The following is a 12505-nucleotide window of genomic DNA, read 5'->3' as shown; positions in this document are numbered from 1 at the left end:
CGGCGTTTAGTCGGCTTGCGGCGCTTGGCCGCGCACCACCTTGTTGACCACCTCGCCGCCAAAGCCTCGGCTGGCCAGGAAGCGCATCTGCTTCATGCGTTCCTGCGGCGTGGCGGGCACCTCGCCAAACTTGCGCTGCCAGACCTCCCAGGCGCGGGCGTGCTCGGTGTCTTTGAGTTGTTCGGCCGCAGCGCGCACGGTGTCGTCGTCCAGCCCTTTGCTGCGCAGTTCGTGCAGCACGCGGCTGGTGCCCAGCTTGCTGCTGCGCCGGTACAGCACGGATTGCGCTACGCGCTCGGGGTTGATGAAGTTTTTGGCTTCCAGCGCGTCCAGTACGGCACCCAGGTCTTCCCCTTCTTCCACGTGCGGTGCCAGCTTGCGCTCCAACTCCAGCCGCGAGTGTTCGCGCTGTGAGAGGAGTTTGAGGGCTCTGCCCGTCAGTGATAGCTTGTGAAAACCCATGGTATTAAAAAAATAGCTGCTGGTGCTTGATAGGTAAGCGCCAGCAGCCTTTTTGATGCTGAACTTGATTAGCCGATCACGCCGTCTTCGTCGGCAGCGCTGGCGGCTGTCTTGTCGGCCTTTTTGCCCTTGGCTGGTTTGTTGGGTGCATCGCCTTCACCCGTGGCTACCAAGCTGATTCCCAGGCTTTCGCGCACCTTGTTTTCAATTTCGATGGCCAGCGCACGGTTTTCTTTGAGGAACTCGCGGGCGTTGTCACGGCCTTGGCCAATCTTTTCGCCGTTGTAGGCGTACCAGGCGCCAGATTTCTCCAGCAGCTTGGCTTCGACGGCCATGTCCAAAATTTCACCTTCGCGGCTGATGCCTTCACCAAACAGAATGTCGAACTCGGCGGTCTTGAAGGGTGGCGAGACCTTGTTCTTGACGACCTTGACCTTGGTTTCGTTACCAATGGCGTTGTCACCCTTTTTGATGGTGCCGGTGCGGCGAATGTCCAGACGCACCGAGGCGTAGAACTTCAGCGCGTTACCGCCGGTGGTGGTTTCGGGCGAGCCGAACATCACGCCAATCTTCATACGGATTTGGTTGATGAAGATGACCGTGCAATTGGTCTTCTTGATGGTGGCCGTCAGCTTGCGCAGGGCTTGACTCATCAAGCGCGCTTGCAAACCGGGCAGGCTGTCGCCCATGTCGCCTTCAATTTCGGCCTTGGGTACCAAAGCGGCCACCGAGTCGATGACGATCAGATCGACCGCGCCCGAGCGCACCAGGCTGTCGCAAATTTCGAGCGCTTGTTCGCCGGTGTCGGGCTGGCTGATCAGCAAGTCGTTCAGGTTCACGCCCAGCTTTTGGGCGTAGCCGGTGTCCAGCGCGTGCTCGGCGTCGATGAAGGCGCAAGTGCCGGCCAGCTTTTGCATCTCGGCAATCACTTGCAGGGTCAGCGTGGTCTTGCCCGAAGATTCTGGGCCGTAGATTTCAATCACACGGCCACGGGGCAGGCCGCCCACGCCCAAGGCAATGTCCAGCCCCAGCGAACCTGTGGACACCACCTGGATGTCTTCAATCGCTTCGCCTTCGCCCAGCTTCATGATGGTGCCTTTGCCAAATTGCTTTTCAATTTGGGCCAGCGCGGCGGCCAGTGCTTTGGATTTTTCGCTGTTGGCGTCAGGGGTGTTGCGTGCGACGGCGTTCATGGTGGTTCCTTGAAGAAAGAGAGGGTGGACTTCACAAGTGCACCCCCTGTGGTTGTTCACAGGCTGGATGCTTGAACAGTAGTGTAGGGGGTTTTGAAAATATATATAGTCAAGTTACATGACTGTTCGTAAAACTGACTATGTCTGTTAAATCTCTTTCTTTGCAGGCCGATGAAGCGTGGCGGCAAACGCATTTCGGGCGCTTGCTGGGCCATGCCCTGCGCAAGTTCGATGCACGGGTGCGCAGCTTGATGGCGCAAGACGATGAAACGCCGCTGGCGCTGTCCAATCTGGCGGTGCGCGACAAGGTGGGCGCGGCGCACATTCACATCACGCGGCACCTGTCGTTGCAGGGCGACCGCATCACCGACCTGGCCGAGCGCGCGGGCATGAGCAAGCAGGCCATGATGGATGTGGTGGACCAGTGTGAGGCCTGGGGGCTGGTGCTTCGCGAGGCCGATCCACATGACCGCCGTGCCAAGCGCGTGCGCTATACCGACGCCGGGCGCGAGTGGCATGCGGCCTTTCAGCGCGCGGTGCAGCAGGCCGAGGCCGAGTTTGTGGAAGCGGTGGGCCAAGACGTGGCCACGGTGGTGCGCATTGGTCTGGAGGCTTACGGCAGTGAGGTAGGTGGCGTGGCTTAGACCCGCCAATCCCGCCCGTGATACGTCGTTGCTGCGCCTTGTCGTACGCTGAGGCAGTCTGCGGTTTCGCACCTTGCTTCCAACGCACCTCTTCGATGTGCCGGGTGGGATCATCGGCGCTTCAGCGCTTGGCCAGCAGCCCTCTTTCCGGGCAGTCGCTGCGCTTTGTGTTGCAGCGCAGCACCCGCGTAAACACCTGTAGGGCGCGTGCGTACCGACTTCTAGAATTGGGTGACAGGTGGTGCCTCTGAACGGGCATCCGGTGTGAAGTGGCAGGCACGCTGCAGCCAGCGACCCCAGAGCGCGGTGCAGCAAGGAGACAAGCAATGCGCATCCTCATTGCAGAAGATGATCAAGTACTGGCCGATGGTTTGCTGCGCAGTCTGCGCGGTGCCGGAGCCGTGGTGGACCATGTGGCCAACGGCATTGAGGCCGACACCGCCCTTGTCACCAACAACCAGTTTGATTTGCTGATTTTGGATTTAGGCCTGCCGCGTATGCACGGGCTGGAAGTGCTCAAACGCATGCGGGGCCGGGGTGACAGCTTGCCGGTGCTGATTTTGACGGCGGCAGACAGCGTGGACGAGCGCGTGCAAGGGCTGGACTTTGGGGCCGACGACTACATGGCCAAGCCTTTCAGCCTGCAAGAGCTGGAAGCGCGCGTGCGCGCCTTGACGCGCCGTGGCATGGGGGGCACGAGCAGCTCCATCAAACACGGCCCGTTGGTGTACGACCAGGCCGGACGGGTGGCCACCATTGACGGCAAGATGGTGGAGTTGAGCGCGCGCGAACTCGGCCTGCTGGAGGTGCTGCTGCAGCGCGCTGGCCGGCTGGTGAGCAAAGACCAGTTGGTGGAGCGCCTGTGCGAGTGGGGCGAAGAGGTGAGCAACAATGCGATTGAGGTGTATATCCACCGCCTGCGCAAAAAAATCGAACGCGGCCCGATTCGCATCGCCACGGTGCGGGGGCTGGGGTATTGCCTCGAAAAAATACCGTCCTGAGCGCCGTTTTCCCCATCCCTGATGCACCGTAGCTTTGCCTTGTCGTACCGCTGGGGTTGCCTGCGGCGTTGCGCTGCGTTTGGGGCTCAAACCGGCGAGTTGCTGGGGGCTGGCGGTTCTGAAAACATAGCTTTCTGCGCTGGTGCTGTAAGCGCTAGAGGCCCAAAAGCCTTGAAAGACGGGCCGGCACTGTGAAGATATTCCAGCGTGAACAGCGTTCCTTGTTCGGAGAAATTCTGGACTGGATGCTCACGCCCTTGCTGCTGCTGTGGCCTGTGAGCCTGGCGCTGACCTGGCTGGTGGCGCAGTCGCTGGCCAACAAGCCCTTTGACCGCGCGCTGGAGTACAACGTGCATGCGCTGGCCCAGCTCATCATCGTGGAGCCGGATGGGCGCATCCAGTTCAACCTGCCGCAGCCTGCCTCGGAGATTTTGCGCGCCGACGAATCCGACATGGTGTTCTACCAGGTGCTGGACCCGCAGGGCGAATTCCTGGCGGGTGACCGCGACTTTCCCGCTGCGCACCCGCGCTACAACATGCCTGCTGGCGAGGTGGTGCTGCGCGATGATGAGTTGCGCGGCATTGACATTCGCGTGGCGGCCATGTGGGTGCGTCTGCCGTTGAGCACGGACAACGCCCTGGCGCTGGTGCAGGTGGCCGAAACGCGCGAAAAGCGCAGCGTGCTGGCAGCGGAAATCATCAAGGGGGTGATGCTGCCGCAGTTCGTCATCTTGCCGCTGGCGGTGCTACTGGTGTGGCTGGCACTGGCGCGCGGCATCAAGCCGCTCAGCCGCCTGGAAGAGCGCATTCGTGCGCGCAAGCCCGAAGATTTGTCGCCCTTGAACCACCGGGGGGTGCCGATGGAAGTGGTGCCACTGGTGGATGCGGTGAATGATTTGCTGCGCCGCCTCAATGAGTCGCTGGCCACGCAAAAGCGTTTTTTGGCCGATGCGGCGCACCAGCTCAAAACCCCGCTGGCGGGGCTGCGCATGCAGGCTGATCTGGCGCAGCGCGAAGGCACCAGCACGGGTGAGCTCAAGCGCTCCTTGGAGCAAATTGGGCGCTCCAGCATGCGGGCGACACACACCGTCAACCAACTGCTGTCGCTGGCGCGCGCCGAAGGGGCTGGCACTGGGCTGCAGCGCACACCCTGTGATTTGGCAGCGCTGGTGATTGAGGTGATGCAGGACTTGCTGCCGCTGGCCCTGGATAAGCATGTGGATATGGGCTATGAGGGGGCGGAGCCGGGAGCGGCTGGCGTGTGGCTGCAAGGCAATGCCACGCTGCTCAAGGAAATGGTGCGCAATTTGATCTCCAACGCCATCAACTACAGCCCGTCCAGCGCTGAAAAACCCGCCGTGGTGACGGTGCGCGTGCTGCCCGATTTGCTGGCGCGCGTGGTATTGCTGCAGGTGGAGGACACCGGCCCGGGCGTGCCCCAAGACGAGCGCGACCTGGTGTTTCAGCCGTTTTACCGCGCACTGGGCTCGGAGGCGGACGGCTCCGGGCTGGGGCTGCCCATCGTGCAGGAAATTGCGCGCCAGCACGGCGCCGAGGTGGTGCTGGAAGATGCCCAACCGCAGCGCCACCCACCCGGCGCGCTGTTTACGGTGCGCTTTCTTGCCATGCGCTCTGCTATCTCATCGCAAGCAGCTAGCGCAGATTAAATAAGGCTTTCAGAATGAATAGATGGGCTATTCGTTGCTGATAGAGCGCTGCCTGCTACGCTTTTGTTGTGTTGCCAGGTTGTTGGAGGTGGGTTCTTTGTACGGGCGCGCCTGCTGCAGCAGCCAGTTGCGAAAGGCCACCAGCGGCGCAATATTGGCCCGCGATTCGGGGTAGCACAGCCAGTAGCCCAGATTGCTCACCAGCCCGTGGTCGGGCAGCGGTTCACGGACCAAGCCCTTGGCAATTTGCCCTTCCACCAGGCAGCGCGGCACCAAGGCCACGCCCATGCCTGCCATCACGGCCTGGATGATGGTTTGAAACTGGTCAAACTGCAGGCCCGCCAAGGGGTCAATGTTTTGCACCTCCCACGCCTGTGCCCAAGTCATCCAAGCGTGCGGAATGGTCAGGTGGCGCAGCCGTGTGTACTGGGCCACGTCGGCAGGGGTGTGAATGGCGGGCCCCCCCAAACTGGCGGGCGGGGCAATCAGGGCGACGTCCTGGCCATCCAGATAGTGCGCCCGGGTGCCCGGCCAGTGACCTTCGCCAAATTGGATGGAGCAATCCAGGTTGGGGCTTTCGGGGTCGTAGCTGTAAGGTTCAAAGTGCAGCGTGACTTGGGGGTGCTGCTGCTGGAACTGCGGCAAGCGCGGAATGAGCCAGCTGGCGCCAAAGGTGGGCAAGCTGGACAGGTGCAAGGCGCCGCCGCCGTCGGTGCTGGTGATCAACTCCAGCGTGGCTGATTCCAGTTGCGACAGTAGTGTGCGCACGGCTTTCTCGTAGCGCTCCCCCGCCGGTGTGAGGGTCAGACGCTTGCGGCTGCGCTCAAACAAACCCACGCCCACCCACTTCTCCAGCTCCTGGATCTGCTTGCTCACAGCACTTTGCGTGAGGTGCAGCGCTTCCGCCGCGCGCGAGACGCCACCAAAGCGCGCGACGGTGGAGAACGCCCGCAGCAAATGCACAGGGGGCGTTAAACGGCGCAAGGGAAGTAAGCTGGTAGACACGGTTCGTATTCCTTCGGGGAATAATAACAATAGGACTATTTGTTTGGTTGCCAGCAGTATTTACCCTAATCTATGCGCTGGTCTTATAGATAAGCTGTTTTTTCAACATGGGAGCCCCGCGATGCAACGTCGTCACTTTCTCTCTGCAGTCGCCGTGGCTGCTACCGTTTCTGTATCTGGCATGGCGATGGCCCAAGACACACGTCCGTTGCGCATCATCGTGCCGTTCCCCGCAGGTGGTTCGACCGACATGGTGCCGCGCAACATGCAAGACGTGCTGACCAAGCTGCTGGGCCAGCCTGTCGTGATTGAAAACAAGGCGGGTGCCGGTGGCTCCATCGGCATGGCCGAAGTGGCGCGCGCGACCGATGGCTTGACCTTTGGTATTGCAACCCTGTCGACCCACGGCGTCAACCCTGCGGTCTACACCAAGCTGCCTTACAACGCGACCGAAGACTTCGTGGGCGTGACCGAGATCGTCAAGGCCCCGGGCGTCATGGTGATCAACCCCAAGCTGATTCCTGTCAAGAATTTTGCCGAGCTGGTGGCTTACCTGAAGGCCAACCCCGGCAAGATCAGCTATGCCACCCCTGGCAACGGCACCATCGGCCATATGTGGGGCGCGCAGTTCATCAAGGCGACGGGTGTGGACATGCTGCACATCCCCTACCGTGGTGCAGGCCCCGCCATCAACGATGTGCTGGGCGGGCAGGTGCCGGTGTACTTTGACCAGGTGGCTTCTTCGCTGCCCCACATCCAAAGCGGCAAGCTGCGGGCGATTGCGGTGTCGTGGAGCGAGCGTTTGGCCGTGTTGCCCGATGTGCCCACCTACAAGGAAGCAGGCCACGCAGAGCTGAACGATCCTTCGTGGTTTGGTCTGGTGGCGCCCAAGAGTACGCCTACCGACACCGTGGCCCGTGTGCAAAAGGCGGTGGCGGATGCGCTGAAGGATCCTGCGGTGAAAAAGCGCATGGACGCACAAGGCATGTACGTTTCGGGCACATCCAGCGCCGACTTCACCAAGCAAATTGCCAGCGAAGTGACCAAGATGAAGAGCGTGGCAGCGGCAGCGAACATCAGCGTCAACTGACCCTCGCGTGCATGCCCAATCCCGCCCGCAGTGCGCAAGCCTGCGGGTTTTTTGTTGCCTGCCGCAGCAGCGTGGCATAGACAAGACTGCGCGGGTGGGGCTGGTGATCCAGGTGTGGTGCCGGGCGCAGGTAACGCAGCGGCCAACACAGCCCAGGTCTCGCGCAATGTGCAGCACGTAAAAAAAGCCTGCACGCACAAGACGGCAGGCCTTGGCCGGTGCGTGGTGGTCTACGGCGCAGCGGGGCAAGTGCGCAGGGCTTTGCCCTCCAAAGCGCTTTGCAGGGTTTGCAGCACATTGCGTTGTGCCACGGTGGCTTGGGGCAGCCGCAGCACATACAGGGTTTGGGGGGCACGCTCTTGCACCACACGGGCACCACGCACACCTTGATTGAGCATATGGCTCAGCTCTCGGGTGGCGGCTTCTTCAGACGAAAAACGGCCCAACGACAGCCCGGGCTCCAAATTGCCACCCGCACGGTCATAGCCAATCTTGCGGTTGCGCAGCTCGGCACGGCGCTTTTCCATGGACATTTCGTTCGGGAATTTGCCCAAATACACCATCCAGCGCCCCGCAATGCTGCTGGGCACCATCGCCCAGCTGCCAGTGGGTAAGTTGCTGCCTTGCAAGGCGCGCTGCAGCTTTTTGGACTGTGCTTCGTCCATGCTTTCGCTTTGCAGGCAGATGGTTTCTTCCGGCAAGATTTCTTCCAAAGGTTCGTTCGGGGCAGGGGTGGGTGCTGCTTCGGGCTGGGCAATGCTCAGCACATCCGGGCGCACCTGCTGCTTGAGCCGGTAAGGCTCAGACTGCTCCTCGGGCGTCCAGCCCAAGGTCGCCATCCACCCCTGGGTCCACGCCAGATAGCCTGCATTGGCAATCAGCAGCACGAGCAAGGCAAAACGCAACATGACAGCAGTTCCTCGGAATTAAACGGCAGCCGGTGGCAGTGCCATATGGATGGGTCGCACGCTGACATCGCCGCTGATGACGCTGCGCAGCCCTGCATCGGTGCGCAATTGCAGCGTGCCATCGGGCAGCACACCGGCGGCTTCGCCGCTGCTGCCATCGCTCAGGTGCACGCGCTGGCCTCGCAGCACGTCGCGCGCCGCAAAGCGGTCTTGGAAAGGGGCAAAACCTTGCTGCGCAAACAGCAGCACATCGTCCACCAGCTGTGGCAATAGCTGCGCAAGCGCATGTGGTGCGGTCCAGCGCGCATCCACATCCTGCAGGCAGGCCGCAGGCGTATGCAGCGCATGTGCAGGCGTGTGTGGCGGGCGTACGTTGATGCCGGTGCCGATGATGACAAAGCGCGGTGTGCCTTGGCCTGCGCCAAAGCAGGGGGCATGGGTGTGGGCCGGCAAGTTGGCGGTTTCAATCAGCGTGCCGCCCAGTTTGCGCCCATCGTGCAGCCACAGGTCATTGGGCCATTTCACGCCAATGCGTGGGGTGTGGGTGCCGGGAGCGCGCTGCAGCGATTCCGCAATGCTCAGCCCCACCACCAGCGACAGGCCGGACCAATCGACCGGGTTCAGCACCATGCCCAGCGAATACATCAGGCAGTCACCGGGCTGGTTCTGCCACGTCTTGCCTTGGCGGCCCCGGCCTGCGGTTTGCGATTCGGCCACCAGCACTATTGGCTCGGCCTGCCCGGCGCGTGCACGGCGCATGAGTTCGGTGTTGGTGGAATCAATTTCGGGCAGCACCTCGACCGTAAAGCCCGGTAGCTTGGGTGCAATGTCTAGCCACAGGTCTTCGGCGTTCCAGTGTGTGGGCGAAGGGGTCACAGCCAGCTTTCGTCTTGTGCAAAATCTTCGGGCATCGGGGGGCGCCAGCCGCGTTTGGGAGCCAGCATGGTGCCGCGGCACGTCTTGGCACCACAGAAGCAGGCGTACTCGGCCTTGAGGGCCTTGGTGTAGCGTTCCTCCACCATCAGGCCATAGTCGTAGTTCAGCTCTTCCCCGGCGTGGATGTTGCGCAGCGCCACAATGAAGATGCGGCCATCGCGCTCGTCCGTGTAGCAGTTGGGCGCGCAGCTGTGGTTGATCCAGCGCGCAGAATTGCCGCCATACGTCGCGTCAATCACCACATCGTTGTCCACATGAAAATAGAAAGTGTGGTTGGGTTGGCTGGGATCATGCGGGTGGCGCGCTTGGGCTTGCTCCCAATTGATGACTTCGCCGGTGTACTCAATGATGGTTTCGCCTGCGGCGATGTCCTGCACCGCAAACACCCCCTTGCCGTGTACACCGGAGCGGCGCGTTTGGATGCGCTTTCCTGGGGAAGATGGGCCTGATGTGCTGGGCATTGAAATCTCTGATAACTTAAATATGCACACATGCACGTGCGCACACATGCGTACATGTACATGTGCGCACGCACGCGTGCGTGAAGACGAATTGTAGAAGCGGTGGCTGGCAACGGTGCGGGCGGCCGCTACAAATGACGAGAGTACTGAATGACAAAGACCTTGGTGATAGCGGAAAAACCGTCGGTGGCACAGGACATCGTGCGGGCCCTCACGCCCGTCTACGGCAAGTTTGACAAGCACGAGGACCATTTTGAGAACGAGCAGTTCGTGGTCACCAGTGCCGTGGGCCACCTGGTGGAGATCCAGGCGCCCGAGGAGTTCGACGTCAAACGCGGCAAATGGAGTTTTGCCAACCTGCCGGTGATCCCCCCGCGCTTCGACCTCAAGCCCGTGGACAAGACCAAGAGCCGCCTGAACGCGGTGGTTAAGCAGGCCAAGCGCAAGGATGTGACGCAACTGATCAACGCCTGTGACGCGGGCCGCGAAGGGGAGTTGATCTTCCGCTTGATTGAGCAGTACGCCGGCGGCGCCAAGGGCGGGCTGGGTAAGCCCATCCAGCGCCTGTGGCTGCAATCCATGACTCCGCAGGCCATCCGCGACGGCTTCGAGAAGCTGCGCAGCGAGCAGCAGATGCAGGGCCTGGCCGATGCGGCGCGCAGCCGCTCCGAGGCCGACTGGCTGGTGGGCATCAACGGCACGCGTGCCATGACGGCCTTCAACTCGCGCGACGGAGGGTTCTTTCTGACCACCGTGGGCCGCGTGCAGACGCCGACGCTGTCGCTGGTGGTGGACCGCGAGGACAAGATTCGCAAGTTCATCAGCCGTGACTACTGGGAAGTGCACGGTACCTTCGACGCGCAGGCCGGCCAGTACCTGGGCAAGTGGTTCAACCCGCAGTGGAAGAAAACCGAAGACGCGGAAGCCAAGGCCGACCGTGTGTGGAGCGCTGCCGAAGCACAAGCCATTGCCGCAGCGGTCAAGGGCAAGCCCGCCACCGTGACCGAAGAGAGCAAGCCCACGACCCAGGCCTCGCCCCTGCTGTTTGATTTGACCAGCCTGCAGCGCGAGGCCAACGGCAAGTTCGGCTTCTCGGCCAAGACCACGCTGGCGCTGGCGCAAAGCCTGTACGAACGCCACAAGGCCCTGACCTACCCGCGTACCGATTCGCGTGCCCTGCCCGAGGACTATGTGCCCGTGGCCCAGCAGACCTTCGAGATGCTCGCACACAGCGGCATGCGACACCTGGAGCCGTTTGCCCAGCAGGCCATCGGCGCGGGTTATGTGCGGCCCACCAAGCGCATCTTCGACAACAGCAAAGTCTCGGACCACTTTGCCATCATCCCGACCACCCAGGCCCCATCGGGCCTGAGCGAGGCCGAACAGAAGCTCTACGACTTGGTCGTGCGCCGCTTCATGGCGGTGTTCTTCCCCAGCGCCGAATACCAGGTCACCACGCGCATCAGCAAGGTCGAGCAGCACAGCTTCAAGACCGAGGGCAAGGTGCTGGTCAAACCCGGCTGGCTTGCCATCTACGGCAAAGAAGCCGCCAACGAGGTGGAGGATGCCAAGGAAGGCGACAAGGGCCAGCCCCTGGTGGCCGTGCAGCCCGGTGAGCAGCCGCGCACCAGCGATGCCCAGCCCAAGGGCCTTAAGACCAAGCCACCCGCACGCTACTCCGAAGCCACGCTGCTGGGCGCCATGGAAAGCGCAGGCAAGCAGATCGACGACGAAGAGCTGCGCAGCGCCATGCAGGAAAAGGGCCTGGGCACGCCTGCTACGCGCGCTGCCATCATTGAAGGCCTGCTGACCGAAAAGTACATGCTGCGCGAAAGCCGCGAGCTGATTCCCACGGCCAAGGCCTTCCAGTTGATGACGCTGCTGCGCGGCCTGCAGGTGGACGAGCTGTGCCGCGCCGATCTGACCGGCGAGTGGGAGTACAAGCTGTCGCAGATGGAAAAGGGCGCGCTGTCGCGCGCTGCCTTCATGCAAGAGATTGCTGCCATGACCGAGCGCATGGTGAAAAAAGCCAAGGAGTACGACCGCGACACCATTCCGGGCGACTACGCCACGCTGTCTGCACCGTGTCCCAATTGCGGCGGCATCGTCAAAGAGAACTACCGCCGCTACGCCTGCACGGGTGCCGATGGCCACAGCGATGGCTGCGGTTTCTCGTTCACCAAATCGCCCGCTGGCCGCACCTTTGAAACGGCCGAAGCCGAGCAGTTGCTGCGCGACCGCCGCTTGGGCCCGCTGGAAGGATTCCGCTCCAAGGCAGGCTGGCCATTTGTGGCCGAAGTCACCATCGTGCGCGATGAGGACAACCAGAACTTCAAATTTGAGTTCGACTTTGGCGACGACGAAAAAGAAGCCGAGGCCAGCGGCCCGGTGGACTTTGGCGGCCAGCAATCGCTGGGCCACTGCCCCAAGTGCGGCGCGCCCGTGTTTGAGCATGGTGCCAACTATGTGTGCAGCAAGTCGGTGCCCACGGCGGCGCAAGCCGTGCCTTCGTGCGATTTCAAGAGCGGCCAGATCATCTTGCAGCAGCCGATTGAGCGCGAGCAGATGAGCAAGCTGCTGGCCACGGGCAAAACCGATTTGTTGGAGAAGTTTGTCTCCAACCGCACGCGCCGTAACTTCAAGGCCTTCTTGGCCTGGGATGCCGCCGCGGGCAAGGTGAACTTTGAGTTCGAAGCCAGTAAATACCCCGCGCGCAAGATCGCTGCAGCTACCAAAACTGTAGCTACTGGCGTAGCAAAGACGGGCGCTGCAGCCAAAAAAGCACCTGCTGCCAAAAAGACGGCAGCTGCCAAGAAAACCACTGCCCGCAAGCCTGCTGCCGCCAACTTCCGCCCCGATGCGGCGCTGGCCGCCGTGATTGGCGAAGGCGCCGTGGCACGCACCGAGGTGGTCAAGAAAGTGTGGGACTACGTCAAGGCCCACAACCTGCAAGACCCTGCAGACAAGCGCGTGATCGTGGCCGATGCCAAGCTGCTGCCCGTGTTTGGCAAAGACCGTATTGGCATGTTTGAGGTGACCGGCGCCGTGGGCAAGCACCTGCTGCCCAACGACTGAGAGGGTAGCGCCCCGGCCTTGCAGCTTGCGTGACTGACAGCCGCGCCGCAGTGCGCTCCAATA

The 12505-nt window shown here is 61.9% G+C and carries 11 protein-coding genes; 5 read left to right on the top strand and 6 right to left on the bottom strand.

The features are described from left to right. Positions 1-6 precede the first annotated feature (6 nt). Together recX and recA are read right to left on the bottom strand one after the other, a co-directional pair. Complete coding sequence (gene recX / locus B3R00_RS08325) at positions 7-462, bottom strand: recombination regulator RecX (protein WP_286998610.1); 456 nt, start codon at positions 460-462, stop codon at positions 7-9. Between the two features lie 68 nt (positions 463-530). Then, positions 531-1655, bottom strand: a complete 1125-nt coding sequence (gene recA / locus B3R00_RS08320) for a recombinase RecA (RefSeq protein WP_219163214.1) — start codon at positions 1653-1655, stop codon at positions 531-533. A 140-nt stretch (positions 1656-1795) separates the two neighbouring features. Between recA and B3R00_RS08315 the strand changes: the two genes are divergently transcribed. From B3R00_RS08315 to B3R00_RS08305, 3 genes are all read left to right on the top strand, one after another. Further along, a complete protein-coding gene (locus tag B3R00_RS08315) occupies positions 1796-2299 on the top strand; it encodes a MarR family winged helix-turn-helix transcriptional regulator (RefSeq protein WP_286998609.1) in 504 nt (167 codons plus the stop codon). A 326-nt stretch (positions 2300-2625) separates the two neighbouring features. Continuing rightward, positions 2626-3300, top strand: a complete 675-nt coding sequence (locus tag B3R00_RS08310) for a response regulator (protein ID WP_219163211.1) — start codon at positions 2626-2628, stop codon at positions 3298-3300. A 191-nt stretch (positions 3301-3491) separates the two neighbouring features. Further along, positions 3492-4967 (top strand): sensor histidine kinase, encoded by a 1476-nt coding sequence (locus B3R00_RS08305; protein ID WP_286998607.1) that lies wholly within the window; start codon positions 3492-3494, stop codon positions 4965-4967. Positions 4968-4994: 27 nt separating this feature from the next. On the opposite strand, the gene B3R00_RS08300 is transcribed toward B3R00_RS08305, so the two are convergent. Further along, complete coding sequence (locus tag B3R00_RS08300) at positions 4995-5972, bottom strand: LysR substrate-binding domain-containing protein (protein ID WP_286998606.1); 978 nt, start codon at positions 5970-5972, stop codon at positions 4995-4997. A 121-nt stretch (positions 5973-6093) separates the two neighbouring features. Between B3R00_RS08300 and B3R00_RS08295 the strand changes: the two genes are divergently transcribed. Beyond that, positions 6094-7062: a tripartite tricarboxylate transporter substrate binding protein BugE gene (locus B3R00_RS08295; RefSeq protein WP_286998604.1), complete on the top strand. Its 969-nt coding sequence runs from the start codon at positions 6094-6096 to the stop codon at positions 7060-7062. Positions 7063-7292: 230 nt separating this feature from the next. On the opposite strand, the gene B3R00_RS08290 is transcribed toward B3R00_RS08295, so the two are convergent. Genes B3R00_RS08290 through B3R00_RS08280 form a run of 3 tightly spaced genes read right to left on the bottom strand, consistent with a single transcriptional unit; the run spans position 7293 to position 9367 of the window. Continuing rightward, complete coding sequence (locus B3R00_RS08290; RefSeq protein WP_286998603.1) at positions 7293-7970, bottom strand: SPOR domain-containing protein; 678 nt, start codon at positions 7968-7970, stop codon at positions 7293-7295. Positions 7971-7988: 18 nt separating this feature from the next. After that, complete coding sequence (locus B3R00_RS08285) at positions 7989-8852, bottom strand: biotin--[acetyl-CoA-carboxylase] ligase (protein ID WP_286998688.1); 864 nt, start codon at positions 8850-8852, stop codon at positions 7989-7991. Beyond that, positions 8843-9367 carry an SET domain-containing protein gene (locus B3R00_RS08280; protein WP_286998601.1) on the bottom strand — a complete coding sequence of 175 codons (525 nt, stop codon included), beginning with the start codon at positions 9365-9367 and terminating at the stop codon, positions 8843-8845. Before B3R00_RS08280 ends, B3R00_RS08285 begins: the two co-directional genes overlap by 10 nt. 150 nt (positions 9368-9517) lie before the next feature. On the opposite strand from B3R00_RS08280, the gene B3R00_RS08275 reads away from it, so the two are divergent. After that, positions 9518-12442, top strand: a complete 2925-nt coding sequence (locus B3R00_RS08275) for a DNA topoisomerase III (protein WP_286998599.1) — start codon at positions 9518-9520, stop codon at positions 12440-12442. The last annotated feature ends 63 nt before the right edge of the window (positions 12443-12505 follow it).

The organism is Comamonas sp. UBA7840, from assembly GCF_002501455.1.
GTDB classification, from domain to species: Bacteria; Pseudomonadota; Gammaproteobacteria; order Burkholderiales; family Burkholderiaceae_C; genus Comamonas; species Comamonas jiangduensis.
This window is presented reverse-complemented; position numbering and strand designations above follow the sequence as displayed.

Coding starts and splice junctions, on each gene's coding strand:
- recX (WP_286998610.1), bottom strand. CDS start 462: ATGGGTTTTCACAAGCTATCACTGACGGGCAGAGCCCTCAAACTCCTC.
- recA (WP_219163214.1), bottom strand. CDS start 1,655: ATGAACGCCGTCGCACGCAACACCCCTGACGCCAACAGCGAAAAATCC.
- B3R00_RS08315 (WP_286998609.1), top strand. CDS start 1,796: ATGTCTGTTAAATCTCTTTCTTTGCAGGCCGATGAAGCGTGGCGGCAA.
- B3R00_RS08310 (WP_219163211.1), top strand. CDS start 2,626: ATGCGCATCCTCATTGCAGAAGATGATCAAGTACTGGCCGATGGTTTG.
- B3R00_RS08295 (WP_286998604.1), top strand. CDS start 6,094: ATGCAACGTCGTCACTTTCTCTCTGCAGTCGCCGTGGCTGCTACCGTT.
- B3R00_RS08290 (WP_286998603.1), bottom strand. CDS start 7,970: ATGTTGCGTTTTGCCTTGCTCGTGCTGCTGATTGCCAATGCAGGCTAT.
- B3R00_RS08280 (WP_286998601.1), bottom strand. CDS start 9,367: ATGCCCAGCACATCAGGCCCATCTTCCCCAGGAAAGCGCATCCAAACG.
- B3R00_RS08275 (WP_286998599.1), top strand. CDS start 9,518: ATGACAAAGACCTTGGTGATAGCGGAAAAACCGTCGGTGGCACAGGAC.